The following is a 15,098-nucleotide window of genomic DNA, read 5'->3' as shown; positions in this document are numbered from 1 at the left end:
GTTTCTTCCCTTGGTTCCGGCCTAAAACTGGAAATAGACGAACGGCGCGATGCCCTCGGGGCCGATAAACTTGATCAGCAGAAGTCCTCCGCCGAATAAAACGCCGAGCGCCATTGCCGGAGCGGCGCGGAGTTTTTCCGCTGTCTTCTCCAACATATTTCCTGGCAAGAACTGCATGCCGACTGCTCCAGCAGTCAGCAACAGCAGAAAGGGGGTGAACAATTGCACGCCGCCCGACAAGGAGAACATTTGTTCGAAGTAACTGAATGCGACATGGATGTCGGGCGAACGAAAAAAGACGCCAGCCAAAGTGAATACATGGAATGTGACGAACCAGCCCATAACCGCGAAACTCAACAGAAGAACCGGATTTGAACCGCCGGCGACGGATGACGCGGATTGCGCTCGCCATTGCGCATAGCGACTTTTGACGACGCGTTCGATAACGAGCGCAAAACCTAAAATGGAGCCCCAGACGACGAAGGTCCAATTGGCGCCGTGCCAAAGTCCGCCGAGCAGCATGGTCATGAGCGTGCTGCGATGCATATGCCATTCGGTCTTGTGCTTATCTCCGCGGAGCGCCCGGTAGAGATAATCGCGCAGCCAGGTCGACAGTGAAATGTGCCACCGCTGCCATAACTGCTGCAACGACGTGGCCGCGAGCGGGCGATCGAAATTCTTCTTGAAGCGCAGCCCCAGCAAAGCGGCCACGCCGATGGCGATATCGCTGTAGCCGGAGAAATCGCAATATACCTGCACCGCGTACGCATAATGCGCAGCGGCAAGATCGACGCTGCTCGCCGATGAGGGATTGTCGAACGCAGGGTCGACGAGATCGACGGCAAGATAATGCGCCACCACCGTCTTTTTCAGCATGCCGGCCATAATCAGGAGAAAGCCGTAGACTGCGGCGATTCGCGTGAGTTGTGGCGGTTTCGACAATTGGGGCAGAAAGTCCGATCCGCGCACGATCGGACCGGCCACGAGCTGAGGAAAAAACGAAATGTAGAGAAACAGATCGAGCGGCGACGACACGGGCTTCATGCGGTTGCGGTAGATGTCGACCACATAGGAAATGCCCTGAAACGTGAAGAAGGAAATGCCGATCGGCAGTATGATTTCCAGAAACGGCATGTCTCGTTGCAAGCCCAATCTCAATAAGAGATCGGTCAAGCTGTTGAGAAAGAAATCATAATATTTAAAGAAGCCCAATGCGGCGAGATTGACGCCGACCGCGCCGGCGACGATCCAGAAACGCGCGTTTTCGTCCTTGGTCTTTCCGAGCAGCGCCCCGCCCAGATAGTTGAACGCTGAACTTCCGGCGAGCAGAGCGGTAAAGCGCCAATCCCACCAGCCATAGAAAAAGTAGCTCGCGCCGAGCAGCAACGCCTTGCGCGATGTGGCGCGCGAGGCGAAGGCCCACGCAAGCGCGAAGACCAGCATGAAGAATATGGCGAATGCGAGCGTGGGAAAAAGCATGACGGCTCCCGACGGATCCCTGTTGCCGTTCTCCTAGGTCGACAGCCGCGCACATCAACAAAGATTCCTGCGACGGCAGTCAGCGGACGAGCGTCTGTTTTTCGCTCCTTACATTTCTCGCTTCGGCGTTACGGCCGGATTCCCTGCGCGCCGGACCGTCAGCGGGCGATCCTGACCTGGTTCACGTTCAGACCAATCGCCTGGGCGACGACATGCGCTAGCAGGAGTTCGCCGTCGAGCGTGAAATGCATCCCGTCCTCCTTGCGCAGACGACGTTTCACGCCATTGAGGCTACGACCGAAGGACGAATAATCGCCGCCCTCGTCGACAAAATCCTTCCAGGTGCTGACGTAGGCGAATTTGTGCTTTTCGGCCTGCTTGCGAAAAACTTGATTCAGCTCGCGATAGTCCTGGGTCATTTTTGCCGACCGGACCGCCGGCAAACCGATCCAATAGACCTTGGCGTTGGCGGTCGTCAGCGCATCCATGAACCGCGCCACGCGGCGTTCGTATTCGGCCCGCCACGCCGGCGAGCCGCGAGACAGGCGATGCCCGTCCACGAAGATCGATTGCCGGTCATTGCCGCCGATCATGACGACGATCAGATCGAGTTTGGTTTTTGCAAGGAATTGCTTCAACGCCGCTTGCCAATCGTAGACATCGTCCCGCATGAGACCTGTCGCGGGCTTGGCGAAGGTGACGACTGTGTGGTCGTCCGCCTCGCGGAGAAGCCGTTGCATGCCGTGGCCAAGCTCCTTCGCGAGCGAATCGCCGACAACCGCAATTTTCTGCGGCTGAGATGATTGTCGCTGGGCGACCTTGTCTATGAGAGCGTCTTGTTCGCGCGCTTGCGCCGGATCAATCTGATTGAGGCCCAGCACAACGCTCAAGATGCAGATCGCTTTGAACTGAACGGAAATGCCCTTACGGCAGTTGCGCGAAATCCAGCTCCTAAGAAGCATGTCGGATGTACTCCTAAGCTTGGAGAGGCTATTCGACGGCGCCCAGGTCACGAACCATGTCGGACAGTTTCGCGGGCCGCAGTTCATCGGCGCATTGGGCGGCGCAGCGCCCAGATTTTGCCGCAGAGTGGCTGGTAAATATGGCGAAAATCGCGCGTGCTGCGTTTCATTCACAGCAATGCGCAAGAATGTCCTTCAGATTCAGATAGCGCTACGCCGTCGCATCGTCAGCGATCGTGGCTGACGGCGTCATTCACTCCCACTCGATTGTGCCCGGCGGCTTGCTCGTCACATCATATACGACGCGGTTGACGCCATTCACTTCGTTGATGATCCGCGTCGCGGCGCGGCCGAGAAAACTCATGTCGAAGGGATAGAAATCCGCCGTCATGCCGTCGCTCGACGTCACCGCCCGCAGCGCGACGACATAGTCGTACGTGCGTCCATCGCCCATCACGCCGACCGAACGCACCGGCAAGAGCGCAGCGAACGCCTGCCAGATGTCGTCGTACAATCCCGCCTTGCGGATCTCGTCGAGATAGACCGCGTCGGCCTTGCGCAAAATCGCGAGCTTCTCGCGCGTAATGACGCCGGGGCAGCGGATCGCGAGTCCCGGCCCCGGAAAGGGATGGCGTCCGACGAACGCTTCCGGCAGTCCGAGCTCGCGGCCCAAAGCGCGCACTTCGTCCTTGAACAGTTCGCGCAACGGCTCGACGAGCCGCATGTTCATGCGCTCGGGCAGGCCGCCGACGTTATGATGCGATTTGATCGTCACCGACGGGCCGCCGGTGAATGAGACGCTCTCGATCACATCGGGATAGAGCGTGCCTTGCGCGAGAAACTGCGGCGCGCCGCGCCCGTCCAGCGCGATCTTCTTCGCCTCGGCTTCGAAGGTCTCGATGAAGAGCCGGCCGATCGTCTTGCGCTTCGTCTCCGGATCGTCGACGCCTTCGAGCGCGCCGAGAAACAGCTCCGCCGCTTCGACGTGATGCAGCGGAATATTGTAATGGTCGCGGAACAGCCGCACGACTTCTTCCGCCTCGCCCTGCCGCAGCAGGCCGTGATCGACGAAGACGCAGGTCAGCCGTTCGTCGATCGCTTCATGAATGAGCACCGCGGCGACGGCGCTGTCGACGCCGCCGGAGAGGCCGCAGAGCACGCGCCCCTCGCCGACCTGGCGACGGATCGCCGCGATCGCTTCGCCGCGGAACGCCGCCATCGTCCAGTCGGACTTCAGCCCCGCGACCTTATGCACGAAATTCGATAAGAGCCGCGCGCCGTCGGGCGTATGCGCCACCTCGAGGTGAAACTGCACGCCGTAATAGCCGCGCCGCTCATCCGCGATCGCCGCGAAAGGCGCGTTCTCGGAGGCGGCGACGACGCGAAAGCCGTCCGGCAGTTTCGTCACGCGGTCGCCATGGCTCATCCAGACCGGGAAACTGCCGCCCTTCTCCCATACGCCGTCGAACAGCGCGCTTGTCTCCAGCGCGGTGACGTCGGCGCGGCCGAATTCGCGGTGATGGCCGCCTTCGACCTTGCCGCCGAGCTGCATCGCCATCGTCTGCTCGCCATAGCAGATGCCGAGCACCGGCACGCCGGAGTCGAAGATGCTCTGCGGCGCGCGGGGCGAGCCTTCATCCGTCACCGAGCATGGCCCGCCCGACAGGATGACGGCCTTGGGGCTGATGTCGGCGAAGGCGCGTTCGGCGTTCTGGAACGGCGCGATCTCGCAATAGACTCCCGCCTCGCGCACGCGCCGCGCGATGAGCTGCGTCACCTGCGAGCCGAAGTCGACGATCAACACCTTGTCGTGGCGATCGGCGATGTCGTGATGGAAGGCGTCAGCGGCGGCGGTCATGAACAAACCTGCATGAACAAACCTGATGGAGTTCGCCGTCATCGCCGGGCGTGTGACGGCCCTCCACGCCAGGGGCTGCGAATGTCGGCGCGGACGCCCGCGACACGCGCGGGCATGACGCGAATTGGAGCGCTCGGACTGGTCTTAAGAGAGGGGCGCCGGGCGCGCAACTCAGCGCCGCGCCATGACGCACACATAAAACCCGTCGGCGCCGCTCGTCGCCGGCGACAGGCGGATGCCGGCGCCATGCGGCGACGCGAAGCGCGCGAGGTCGGGCAGGCCCGCCTGCCGCGCCATTTCCACGGCCGGGCGCGCCGTGAAATCAGGATGCGCCGCGAGAAACGCCGCAACCTGGTCTTCGTTCTCTTCGCGCAACACCGAACAGGTGACGTAAACGAGCCGTCCGCCGGGCTTCACGAAACGCGCGGCCTTCGCCAGCAGGTCGCTCTGCTCCTTCAGCCTCAGCTCGAGCGCGCCGGGCGCCAGCCGCCATTTGGCGTCGGGATGGCGCCGCCAGGCGCCGGTTCCCGTGCAGGGCGCGTCGATCAGCGCCAGATCGCAGCGCGCATCGAGATCGGCGAGCACGTCGGTCTTGCCGCGCGGCGCGCGCACCTGGACATTGCGCGCCCCGGCCCGCGCCAGCCGCTCATGGATCGGCGCGAGCCGGCGCGCATCCGAGTCATAAGCGTAAATCTGTCCGCGGTTATGCATCTGCGCCGCGAGCGCCAGCGTCTTGCCGCCGCCGCCGGCGCAGAGGTCGAGAACCTGCTCGCCGGGCACCGCGGCGCAGAGCAGCGCCGCCAGCTGAGAGGCTTCGTCCTGCAGTTCGACGAGGCCCTTCAGATAGGCGGTCTCGCTCGTCAGCGCCGGCCCCCTGCCGTGCCCCACGTCGATGCGCAGGCCGATCGGCGACAAGGGGGTCGGCGCCGGCGCGAGATGCGCGAGCTTGTCGAGCGCCTGTTCGCGCGAGCATTTCAGAATATTGACCCGTATATCCACCGGCGCGCGGGCGGCGAGCGCCCTGCCCGCATCGGCCGCGCCCGCGCCGAAGGCCGCCTCGAACCGCGCCGCCAGCCATTCAGGATAGTCGCCGCGCACATGGTCGGGCGCCGCGTCGAGCGAGGCTGTCGCGAGGCGCGCGCGCTCGTCGTCGGACAGCGGCGGCGGCGCATGGCCCGCGCCGGAGCAGAGCGCCGCGATCGCCGCGACGTCGAGCCCGCGCGCCTCGCGCAACGCGCCCAGCATGATCGCGCGGGGCGCGTCCGAGCCCATGACACAGGCCGCGGAAGCGCGCTTGCGCAGCGCGTCGAAGACAAGGCTCGCGATCGAGGCGCGATCCTTCGAGCCGGCGAAGCGGTGCCCGATGCCCCAGTCCTTCAGCGCGTCGGCGGCCGGACGTCGGCGCTGCGTCAGATCTTCGAGAACTTCGATGGCGGCGGCGACATGGGCAGCGGGAGTCATCGGCGCGCCATTCCGGCCGGCCGCGACGGACATAATTTGGTCGCCAAGCTCGCGCTTCTAAATTGAAGGCGCGTCGATGCGCGCCGTTCTGACAAACCCGGACGAAACTGATGCGGCGCCTTCATCTGATCTTTGCTTCATTCATCGCTTTGTCGCTCGCGGCCTGCGCCACGCAACCTCCGCCGCCGCCGGACTATCCTCCGCCGCCGCGGCGCAAACTTGACGCCAAGACTCAGCTCGAGACCGGCCGGACCTACTAGTCGGACGTCAATCGAACTTCCCTTCGGCGCGATGTATCGCGTGGATGCGGCGGATCGTGCCCGTCGCTGAGCGATAGACGATCGTCTCCGTGTCGATCGTCGTCCTGCCCAGCGCCACGCCGTCGACGAGGGGGCCGACGGTGACTCCGGTCACGCAGACGACGACGTCGCCGGCCGCCATGTCGCCGACGGCGTATTTGCGACGCCGCTCGAGCAGGCCCAGACGTTCGGCCTGCGCGATCTGGTCGCGCGTCTCGAGCGCCAGCCGCCCCTGCATCTGGCCGCCGGCGCAACGCAGCACGCAGGCGGCGAGCACGCCTTCCGAAGCGCCGCCGCGGCCCAGATACATGTCGACGCCCGTTTCCGAAGGATGGGTGGTGAGAATGATCGCCGCGACGTCGCCGTCGGTGATGAGGCGCACGGAGGCGCCCGCCTTGCGGCACGCCCGAATGATGTCGGCGTGGCGCGGTCGATCAAGAATGCTCACGGTGATTTCGTTTGGCCGAACCCCCTTGGCGATCGCCAGCGCTCTGACATTGTCGCCCGGATCGTGATCGAGATCGACCGTGCCTTCGGGATATCCCGGCCCGATCGCGATCTTGTCCATGTAAACGTCGGGCGCATGCAGGAGCGATCCGGCCGGAGCCATCGCGACGACGGCGATCGAGCCCGGCATGTCTTTCGCGCAAAGGGTTGAGCCCTCGAGCGCGGCGACCCCGAGGTCGACGCGCGGCCCGACGCCGGCGCCGATCTCTTCGCCGACATAGAGCAGCGGCGACGCGTCCCGGTCGCCCTCGCCGATCACGATGCGGCCACGCACCGGAAGCCGCGACAGTTCCTCGCGCATCGCTTGCGCCGCGGCGAGGTCGGCGGCCATTTCGTCGCCGCGCCCGCGCAGTCTCGCGGCCGCGACCGCGGCGCATTCGGACGCGCGCGCCAGCTCCAACGTCAGGTAGCGGTCAATCTGCGACGCGTCGGTTTCGAGCTGTTGCGTCATGTCGCGCTACTCACGTTCGATGCGGATGACCTGCGCGCGCGCGACGATGACGCCGTCCTGATAGATCAGATCCAGCGCCTCGCGCACGAGATGTTCGCTCGTCGCATGGGTGATGAGGATCACGTCTACGCAAGCGCCCGGCGCGCCGCGCGCGCCGCGCTGCACGATGCTTTCCAGCGAAATGCGGCGCTCGGCCATCCGCGTCGCGATCTTGGCGAAAGCGCCGGCCACGTCGCGCACCGACATGCGAATGTAATAGCCGCCCTCGTGGCGCTGCATCGGCGTGCGCTTGAGCGTCGCGAGCTTCGCGTTCGGCAGGCCGAACGGCGCCGAACGGACTCCCTTGGCGACGTCGGCGATGTCGGCGACGACGGCCGAGGCCGTGGCGTCGCCGCCCGCCCCCGGCCCGACAAGCGTCAGCTCATGCACGGCGTCGGCGTCGATGGTGACGGCGTTCAGCACGCCCATCACCTGAGCGACCGCGGATTTCTTGCTCACCATTGTCGGATGCACGCGCTGTTCGACGCCATCGGCGGTGCGCTGCGCGACGCCGAGCAGCTTGATGCGATAGCCAAGCTCAGCGGCCGCGTCGATGTCGGCGAGAGTCACGCGCTCGATGCCTTCGATGTCGATGGCGTCGGCGGCGATGCGCGTGCCGAACGCAAGCGACGTGAGAATCGCAAGCTTGTGGGCGGTGTCGAAACCGCCGATGTCGAAGGTCGGATCGGCCTCGGCGTAGCCGAGCCGCTGCGCCTCTTCCAAACATTGCTCGAACGACAGCTGCTCCTGCTCCATGCGCGACAGGATGTAATTGCAGGTGCCGTTCAGAATGCCGTAGACGCGCTCGATCGAATTGCCGGCGAGTCCTTCGCGCAGCGTCTTCACGATCGGAATGCCGCCGGCGACGGAAGCTTCGAACGCCAGCGCCGCGTGCTGCTCCTCGGCAAGCGCCGCGAGATGCAGGCCATGCGCGGCAAGCAGGGCCTTGTTCGCGGTGACGACCGGTTTGCCATGCGCGAGCGCCGTTTCGACGCTGGCGCGCGCCGGCCCTTCCGAGCCGCCGATCAATTCGACGAAAAGATCGATCGACGGCGAGGACGCGAGCTTCACCGGATCGTGGAAGAACTCCGCGCCGGAGAGGTCGGCGTCCCGCTCCTTCGCCGGGTCGCGCGCCGAAACGCCGGCCACGACGATTCGCCGGCCTGTCCGGGCCGTCAGCGCGTCGGCCTGCCGGCTGAGCAAGCGCGCCACCGCTGCGCCGACGGTGCCGAGCCCCGCGATGCCGACGCGCATGATCTCCGACATTACAACCTTTCCGGGAATAAATGATGGGCGTTCGAGCCCCGAGTCGTAGGGCCTTGTGCCTGATTTGGCGCCTTCAATCAAGAAATCGCGCACAGGCGCCGGATTGAGAAGCTTCCGCCGACGCCCTAACTCTTGGGGAAGCCGAAGCCAAGCCTCTGGCATCGATGGAGACGACTAATGACTCGCCGAATGAGCGTATTTGCAGTTCTGTCCGCCGCGATGCTGGCTCTATTCGCCTCTTATGCGATGGCCGGCATTGGCGTCCATGTTCAGGCGGCGATCGAGCACACGCAGGAGGCGATCGACGATGCGAAGAGCGATTCCAAAGAGGTCGTTACACATGTGATGAGCGCGCTCGGACATGCGCGCGAGGCGCTCCACGAGAAGGCCCGCGAAAGGGACCACGCCGCCAACAAGCTGCTGCATCGCGCAATCAGGCAACTGCGCCTCGCCGAAATGCGCGCGCGCTTTGGCGACACGGGGCGCGCGGCCAAGCATGCGACCCGCGCGCTCGCCGACCTCAAGAAGATAAAATAGGGTTCTCGCGCGAACGCCGCGGATTAGTGGGGCACGTTCGACCAGATCTTGCGCTTGGTGTAATAGAGCAGCCCGACGAAGACGAGCAGGAAGGCGACCACGCCGAGCCCGACCCGTTTGCGTGACTCAAGATGCGGCTCGGCGACCCACATCATGAACGCCGCGACGTCCTTGGCGTATTGGTCGATCGTCTGCGGCGCGCCATCGTCATATGTCACCACGCCGTCCGAGAGCGGCGGCGGCATGCCGATACGCCGACCCGGCATATAGGGATCATAGAACTGACCATCCGGCATCTTCACGTCGGGCGGCGTGTCCTCATACCCTTCCATCAGAGACACGATGTAGTCGACCCCATGCTCCTGGTAGGAAAAGCCCGGCAAGGCGTCCACCAGGAAGAGCGGGAAGCCGCGCGAATAACCGCGCGCCTTGGCGAGCACCGACATGTCCGGCGGATAATTGCCGGCAAGCGCGGCGCGCGCCGCCTGCTCATTGGCGAAAGGCGGCGGGAAGCGATCGCTCGGGCGCCCCGGCCGGTCGAAATAGTCGCCGGACTCGTTCGGCCCGTCCTTGACCTTGTAGCTCGCGGCGAGCGCTTCGACCTCTTTCTCGGAAAATTCCGGCCCGCCGGGCTGCGAAAGATTGCGGAACGCGAGCATTTTGATCGAATGGCAGGAGGAGCACACCTCCTTGTAAACTTTGAATCCTCTGCGCAACTGCGCCTTGTCGTAGCGGCCGAAAGCGCCGGCGAAACTCCAGTCGAAGCGCTTGGGCTTCTCCTCATGCCGCGCGCTCTCGTGATGCGCTTCCTTTTCCTTCTCGGCAGGCGCGGCGGCCTGTTCGGCAGCGTGAGGCGCTGCTCCCTGATCGGCCGCAGGAGGCGGCGCAGCCTGTTCGGCAGTCGGAGGCGCTGTTGTCTGGTCCGTCGCGGAAGGCGGCGCAGCCGGTTCGGCAGCGGGAGGCGCTGCTGTCTGATCGCTCGCAGGAGGCGCGGCGCCTTGCTCGTCGGCAGGCGGCGGCGCCTGATCGGAAGCGGGAGGCGTCGTTCCCTGATCGGGGGCCGACGTCGCGGCGCCATGATCGGGCGCGGAAGGCTCGGTGACCTGGTCGGCGGCGGGCGGCGGCGTCTCCTCCTGCGACCAGGCGGCGCCGGCCGCCAGCGCCATCGTCGCGGCGACCGCGACGGAAACCAACATTCGGCGCTTCATCGAAGACCGCCGCTGCGTGGATTTTGCGCGCGCCTCAGACATGGGAGGTATCCCCGCGCACGATCGAAGCGGCGATCGATTCAGGAACGGGCTCCGGTTTCTCGATCTTGCCGATGAGCGGCAAAATGACCAGGAAGTGCAGGAAATAATAGGCCGAGAACACCCGCGCGAACCAGAGATAGACGCCTTCGGCGGGCTGCGCGCCAAGATAGCCAAGGCCGACGCACACGACGAGAAAAACCCAGAACTCCTTGCGAAACAGCGGCCGATAAACAGCCGATTTGACCTTCGACGTGTCGAGCCACGGCAGCGCCGCGGTAATCAGAATCGACGTAAAGAGCGCGATGACGCCGAGCAGCTTGTTCGGGATGGCGCGCAGGATCGCGTAGAAGGGCAGGAAATACCACTCCGGCACGATGTGCGGCGGGGTCACGAGCGGATTGGCTTCGATGTAATTGTCGGGGTGCCCGAGATAGTTGGGCACGAAAAACGTCAGCCAGGCGTAGACCACGAGGAAGGCCACAATGCCGACCCCATCCTTCAGGGTCGCATTTGGCGTGAAGGGGACGGTGTCCCGCTTGATGTCCTTCACCTCGACGCCGGACGGGTTGTTCTGACCCGTCACATGCAGCGCCCAAACGTGGAGGATGACGAAGGCCACGATGATGAACGGCACCAGATAGTGCAGAGCGTAGAATCGGTTGAGCGTCGGATTGTCGACGGAATAGCCGCCGAGCAGCCAGGTGGTGATCGACGTGCCGACGACGGGAATGGCGGAGAACAGATTGGTGATGACCGTCGCCGCCCAGAAGGACATCTGCCCCCAGGGCAGGACATAGCCCAGAAAGCCCGTGGCCATCATCAGCATGAAAATGATCACGCCGAGAATCCATAGGACCTCGCGCGGCTCCTTATAGGAGCCGTAATACATGCCGCGAAAGATGTGGATGTAGACGGCGAGGAAGAACATCGACGCGCCATTGGCGTGCGCGTAGCGCAACACCGTTCCCCAATTCACGTCGCGCATGATCTTCTCGACGGAATCGAAGGCGAGCGTCGTCTCCGGGGTGTAATGCATCGCCAGAACGACGCCGGTCACAATCTGCGCGACGAGCATGAAGCTCAAAATCGCGCCGAACACCCACATGTAATTCAGGTTCTTCGGCGTCGGATATGCGACGAAGGAATCATGCACGAAGCTCAAAATCGGCAGACGGCGCTCCAACCAGCGCGCGAAGCCGCTCTTGGGCGTGTATTGGGAATGTCCTTCCATGGGCTCTATGCTCTCGGAATATCGCGCGGAAAAATGAACGGCGCCTCTGGCTAGCCGATCTTGATTTTGTTCTCGGCGATGAAGGCGTAAGGCGGCACCTCCAGATTGGTCGGCGCCGGGCCGCTGCGAATCCGTCCCGACAGGTCGTAGACCGAGCCGTGGCAGGGACAGAACCAGCCGTTGTATTCGCCTTCCTTGCCGGTCGGAATGCAGCCGAGATGCGTGCAGACGCCCACGACGACGAGCCACTCCGGCTTTTGAACGCGTTTGGAATCCGGCTCCGGGTCGGGCAGCGCCGACAAGGCGACGTCCTCGGCCGCCTTGATCTCGGCCGGCGTCCGATGACGCACGAAAACCGGCTTGCCACGCCATTTCACCGTGACAATCTGGCCTGCGGGAACTCCAGAAAGGTCGACTTCCGTTGAGGCCAGCGCGAGGGTGGAGGCGTCCGGATTCATCTGGGCGATCAGCGGCCAGACCATGGCGGCTGCGGCGCCCGCAGCGGCGACTCCCGTCGCGACATAGAGGATATCGCGCCGGCTCGGCTCCGACGGGTTCGCGGCGGCATCTTTGCTTGTCACGCTCGAACCTCTCCCAACGCTCTCAAGTCTTCGCGGCCGAGGCGGCGGCTGCGCCCAAGTCGATCCGTTTTACGCGAATCTCCGCCGCTGTCCACAAGCCGCGACAGGGAAATTTGGCTATTGCCCCTGCGACACAACACCGTGGCGCTATTCGCGGCGATATGCCGCAAATCCGCCATTTCTCCGAATGGAACGCGCGAATGGCTCCTCTCACGCTTGCCCTGTATCAGCCCGACATCCCGCAGAACGCGGGCACCATGCTGCGGACCTGCGCATGTCTCGGCGTCGGCGCGGCGATCATCGGGCCTTCCGGCTTTCCCGTCGGCGACCGCGATTTTCGTCGCGCCGGCATGGACTATCTCGACCACGTGACGATTGACCGACATGCGTCCTTCGCCGCCTTTCAAGACTGGCGCGCCGCGCGCCGCCGGGCGGGCGAGACGCGCCGGCTGCTGCTTCTGTCGACCCACGCCGCCGTCTCCTATCTCGACTGCGACTATCGCGACGGCGACATTCTGCTGGTCGGCCGCGAATCCGCCGGCGCGCCGGAAGAGGTCCACTCCGCCGCCGATCTGACGCTCTGCATCCCCATGCGCCAAGGCTTGCGCTCGCTGAACGTCGCCGTCGCCGCGGCGATGGCCATGGGCGAGGCGCTGCGGCAGCTGCGCGCCGCCTGATCAGGTGCGCCCTCGCACAGCGCAGCGCCAAAAATCCCTTTTAATTTGCGGCCATCGCTGCATTTTAACGCGATATTAATGAATTTCGGGAGGGCGATATGACCCATCAAACAATTCGCATCTCGCTCGTGATCTGGGAGCGGCTGCTCAAATCTCTCAACGCGGCTCTGTTTACAGCTCTTCTTTGCCTCGGCCTTTATGCGCTCCTGACCAATTTCTCGGAGGCGCGCGGCGCGCTCGGCAAGCTCTTCGTCAAACTCACCCAGATCGAGAGTTTCGAAGGATTCAACGTGAAAGCGGCGTTCAAGGTGGATCAGATCGCCCAGTCGACGCCGATCTATCAGGATCTTCCGGCGGAAATGAAGGACATGCTGCCCGAAGACATTCGCTCGCTCCGCGCGGCCTGGGTCGAGCGGCTTCTCTACGTCGGCGATCAGGGCAAGCTGTGCGTCTTCGAATTCGCCGATCAGAAAATGAGCGAGGGCTATCACGCCGACCAGCATCTGGCGGCCGACGGACTGATCTCGATGAAGGACTCGCGCGAAGTGAAGGCGCAGGTGCTCGAGGACATGCGGCAGGCGAAAGCGAAAAACGAAGCGTGGCCGAACGGCGAGCCCCGCTCCTGCTACGTCACCGAACTCACCAAGCGCGGCCGCAACGTCAAGACGGCGCTTGTGCAGTTCCTGCGCGCCGGCTTCGCGGCGGCGACCGCGACGCCGGCCGCGCAGCGCGACAACGCAAGGATGAAAGTCGCCGATATGGCGCGCTAGCGGTCAGGGCGAATTGACACCGAGCGGCGCGGGCGGGATGAAGCGGCGACAAGGAGACGCCCATGAACGCCGCGCCCGATGCGCTCGAAACCCGCAAGGACGCCGCGCGCGCCTGGTTCGAATCGTTACAATTGCGCGTCATCGCCGCCTTCGAGGCGCTGGAGGACGCTGCGCCCGGCCCCTTCGCGCCGGAGGCCGAGGAGCCGGGCCGGTTCGTTCTCACCGCCTGGAGCCGAACGGACCGTGGCGGCGCAACTTTGGGAGCCGACGCTGGAAACATCGGCGGCGCGCCGGGCGGCGGCGGGCGGATGGGGATGATCAGAGGCCGCGTATTCGAAAAGGCCGGCGTGCATTGCTCGACGGTGTTCGGAACCTTCGCGCCGGAATTCGCCAAACAGATTCCCGGCGCGGCGGAGGATCCGCGGTTTTTCGCGACCGGAATCTCGCTGATCGCGCATCCCTGGAATCCGAACGTTCCCGCCGTGCATATGAACACGCGCTTCGTCGTGACCACCAAGGCGTGGTTCGGCGGCGGCGCCGATCTGACGCCTGTTCTCGACGCGCGGCGCACGCAGGACGATCCCGACACGATCGCCTTCCACGCCGCGATGCGCGGCGCCTGCGAGCGCCATCCGGTCGCCGACTATGCGCGCTTCAAACAATGGTGCGACGAATATTTCTTCCTTGCCCACCGCAACGAGCCGCGGGGCATTGGCGGCATTTTCTACGACTATTTCAACAGCGCCGGAGACGCCGCAAATTCCGCCTGGGACGAGGATTTCGCCTTCACCCGCGACGTCGGCGAGAGTTTTCTCGAGATGTATCCGGAACTCGTGCGGCGCAACTTCGCCAAGCCCTGGAGCGAGGCGGAGCGCGACGAGCAGCTCGTGCGGCGCGGCCGCTATGTCGAATATAATCTGCTCTACGACCGCGGCACGATCTTCGGATTGAAGACCGGCGGCAATGTCGACTCGATCCTCTCCTCGATGCCGCCGCTGGTGAAGTGGCCGTAAAGACGGGCGACACGCCCGTCATGGTCGGGCTTGTCCCGGCTATTCGCGTGTGGCGCGCGCGGCTCGTCAATGAACGCGATGTCTTGGCGTGGATGCCCGCGACACGCGCGGGCATGACACCCTGAAGCCTTCATCGCCTCACCCGAACATCCACCGCCTTCGACCAATGCAATGAGAACGGCGTCATGTGCGAGCGTCGCGACGACGCCGACCGAAGCATAACGCGCAAGCCGACGCGTCGCGGACATGTTCAACGCGGCATAGCGGCGTAGTGTCGCGCGATCTCCCGCATCTCGGCCTCGGAGAGCTGACGGCTCATATAGCGCATCTCCTTATGGGTTCTCGCGCCGGAGCGGAAGGCTTTGATCTGGTTGAAGAGATATAGCTCCTGCTGCCCCGCGAGATGCGGGACGTCGGCGCTTTTCGCGATCCCATCGACTCCGTGACAGGCCGCGCATTGCGCCAGAACCTCGGAGAGATCGCCCGCATGCGCGCGTTCCGCGGCCGGGAAAAGCAAAAGGGACAGCACCAGGCAGGTGACGATGCGCATGGAGTCATTTCTGGGTTTTTGACGGATCGAAATGCGAGCCTAATGCGTCCCGGAAATGGCGTCGACCTGCGCCGCCGGATCCGCTCCGCGCGCCTCTTCACATAACCTTCAATCTCGTCTAGACAATCGACGACTTTCGAGCCGGGCGCGACCCGCTCGCCGCCCGC

General features: G+C 64.2%; 13 protein-coding genes and 1 pseudogene. 4 read left to right on the top strand and 10 right to left on the bottom strand.

The window, feature by feature from the left end:
* Nucleotides 1-21: 21 nt before the first annotated feature.
* From AB7F41_RS09915 to AB7F41_RS09890, 6 genes are all read right to left on the bottom strand, one after another.
* On the bottom strand, nt 22-1,479 hold the full coding sequence (locus AB7F41_RS09915; protein WP_428380841.1) for an MBOAT family O-acyltransferase: 1,458 nt from the start codon (nt 1,477-1,479) through the stop codon (nt 22-24).
* Nucleotides 1,480-1,637: 158 nt separating this feature from the next.
* Nucleotides 1,638-2,441: an SGNH/GDSL hydrolase family protein gene (locus tag AB7F41_RS09910; protein ID WP_428380839.1), complete on the bottom strand. Its 804-nt coding sequence runs from the start codon at nt 2,439-2,441 to the stop codon at nt 1,638-1,640.
* A 253-nt stretch (nt 2,442-2,694) separates the two neighbouring features.
* Entirely contained in the window at nt 2,695-4,299 is a 1,605-nt protein-coding gene (gene guaA / locus AB7F41_RS09905; protein WP_428380837.1) for a glutamine-hydrolyzing GMP synthase, read from the bottom strand.
* Nucleotides 4,300-4,470: 171 nt separating this feature from the next.
* Complete coding sequence (locus AB7F41_RS09900) at nt 4,471-5,760, bottom strand: RsmB/NOP family class I SAM-dependent RNA methyltransferase (RefSeq protein ID WP_428380835.1); 1,290 nt, start codon at nt 5,758-5,760, stop codon at nt 4,471-4,473.
* A 267-nt stretch (nt 5,761-6,027) separates the two neighbouring features.
* On the bottom strand, nt 6,028-7,017 hold the full coding sequence (gene glpX / locus AB7F41_RS09895) for a class II fructose-bisphosphatase (RefSeq protein WP_428380833.1): 990 nt from the start codon (nt 7,015-7,017) through the stop codon (nt 6,028-6,030).
* Nucleotides 7,018-7,023: 6 nt separating this feature from the next.
* Nucleotides 7,024-8,322 carry a homoserine dehydrogenase gene (locus AB7F41_RS09890; RefSeq protein ID WP_428380831.1) on the bottom strand — a complete coding sequence of 433 codons (1,299 nt, stop codon included), beginning with the start codon at nt 8,320-8,322 and terminating at the stop codon, nt 7,024-7,026.
* A 189-nt stretch (nt 8,323-8,511) separates the two neighbouring features.
* On the opposite strand from AB7F41_RS09890, the gene smbP reads away from it, so the two are divergent.
* Nucleotides 8,512-8,859, top strand: a complete 348-nt coding sequence (gene smbP, locus AB7F41_RS09885) for a small metal-binding protein SmbP (protein WP_428380829.1) — start codon at nt 8,512-8,514, stop codon at nt 8,857-8,859.
* A 23-nt stretch (nt 8,860-8,882) separates the two neighbouring features.
* Here smbP and AB7F41_RS09880 read toward each other — a convergent pair.
* The 3 genes and pseudogenes from AB7F41_RS09880 to petA all read right to left on the bottom strand — a co-directional run.
* Nucleotides 8,883-9,725 (bottom strand): annotated as a pseudogene (locus AB7F41_RS09880) (cytochrome c1); the annotation flags it as partial.
* A 376-nt stretch (nt 9,726-10,101) separates the two neighbouring features.
* A complete protein-coding gene (locus tag AB7F41_RS09875; RefSeq protein ID WP_428380827.1) occupies nt 10,102-11,340 on the bottom strand; it encodes a cytochrome b in 1,239 nt (412 codons plus the stop codon).
* 50 nt (nt 11,341-11,390) lie between these two features.
* Nucleotides 11,391-11,921 (bottom strand): ubiquinol-cytochrome c reductase iron-sulfur subunit, encoded by a 531-nt coding sequence (petA, locus tag AB7F41_RS09870; RefSeq protein WP_428380826.1) that lies wholly within the window; start codon nt 11,919-11,921, stop codon nt 11,391-11,393.
* A gap of 200 nt (nt 11,922-12,121) precedes the next feature.
* Here petA and AB7F41_RS09865 point away from each other — a divergent pair, with 200 nt between their 5' ends.
* The 3 genes from AB7F41_RS09865 (at nt 12,122) to hemF (ending at nt 14,381) form a co-directional block, all read left to right on the top strand.
* Nucleotides 12,122-12,598: a tRNA (cytidine(34)-2'-O)-methyltransferase gene (locus tag AB7F41_RS09865; protein ID WP_428380824.1), complete on the top strand. Its 477-nt coding sequence runs from the start codon at nt 12,122-12,124 to the stop codon at nt 12,596-12,598.
* A 98-nt stretch (nt 12,599-12,696) separates the two neighbouring features.
* Nucleotides 12,697-13,368 (top strand): rRNA methylase, encoded by a 672-nt coding sequence (locus AB7F41_RS09860; protein WP_428380822.1) that lies wholly within the window; start codon nt 12,697-12,699, stop codon nt 13,366-13,368.
* A 62-nt stretch (nt 13,369-13,430) separates the two neighbouring features.
* Nucleotides 13,431-14,381, top strand: coding sequence for an oxygen-dependent coproporphyrinogen oxidase (gene hemF, locus AB7F41_RS09855; protein ID WP_428380820.1), 951 nt, complete (start codon nt 13,431-13,433; stop codon nt 14,379-14,381).
* Between the two features lie 250 nt (nt 14,382-14,631).
* Here the strand turns inward: hemF and AB7F41_RS09850 are convergent, their stop codons facing one another.
* Complete coding sequence (locus tag AB7F41_RS09850; RefSeq protein ID WP_428380818.1) at nt 14,632-14,931, bottom strand: c-type cytochrome; 300 nt, start codon at nt 14,929-14,931, stop codon at nt 14,632-14,634.
* Between the last annotated feature and the right edge of the window lie 167 nt (nt 14,932-15,098).

It is taken from the genome of Methylocystis sp., from assembly GCF_050251305.1.
In the GTDB taxonomy this organism is placed as follows: Bacteria; Pseudomonadota; Alphaproteobacteria; order Rhizobiales; family Beijerinckiaceae; genus Methylocystis.
This window is presented reverse-complemented; position numbering and strand designations above follow the sequence as displayed.

Excerpts from the sequence above, each read along its gene's own strand:
- AB7F41_RS09860 (WP_428380822.1), top strand. The coding sequence starts at position 12,697 with ATGACCCATCAAACAATTCGCATCTCGCTCGTGATCTGGGAGCGGCTG.
- guaA (WP_428380837.1), bottom strand. The coding sequence starts at position 4,299 with ATGACCGCCGCCGCTGACGCCTTCCATCACGACATCGCCGATCGCCAC.
- smbP (WP_428380829.1), top strand. The coding sequence starts at position 8,512 with ATGAGCGTATTTGCAGTTCTGTCCGCCGCGATGCTGGCTCTATTCGCC.
- glpX (WP_428380833.1), bottom strand. The coding sequence starts at position 7,017 with ATGACGCAACAGCTCGAAACCGACGCGTCGCAGATTGACCGCTACCTG.
- AB7F41_RS09915 (WP_428380841.1), bottom strand. The coding sequence starts at position 1,479 with ATGCTTTTTCCCACGCTCGCATTCGCCATATTCTTCATGCTGGTCTTC.
- AB7F41_RS09865 (WP_428380824.1), top strand. The coding sequence starts at position 12,122 with ATGGCTCCTCTCACGCTTGCCCTGTATCAGCCCGACATCCCGCAGAAC.
- hemF (WP_428380820.1), top strand. The coding sequence starts at position 13,431 with ATGAACGCCGCGCCCGATGCGCTCGAAACCCGCAAGGACGCCGCGCGC.
- AB7F41_RS09890 (WP_428380831.1), bottom strand. The coding sequence starts at position 8,322 with ATGTCGGAGATCATGCGCGTCGGCATCGCGGGGCTCGGCACCGTCGGC.
- AB7F41_RS09875 (WP_428380827.1), bottom strand. The coding sequence starts at position 11,340 with ATGGAAGGACATTCCCAATACACGCCCAAGAGCGGCTTCGCGCGCTGG.
- AB7F41_RS09850 (WP_428380818.1), bottom strand. The coding sequence starts at position 14,931 with ATGCGCATCGTCACCTGCCTGGTGCTGTCCCTTTTGCTTTTCCCGGCC.
- AB7F41_RS09900 (WP_428380835.1), bottom strand. The coding sequence starts at position 5,760 with ATGACTCCCGCTGCCCATGTCGCCGCCGCCATCGAAGTTCTCGAAGAT.
- AB7F41_RS09910 (WP_428380839.1), bottom strand. The coding sequence starts at position 2,441 with ATGCTTCTTAGGAGCTGGATTTCGCGCAACTGCCGTAAGGGCATTTCC.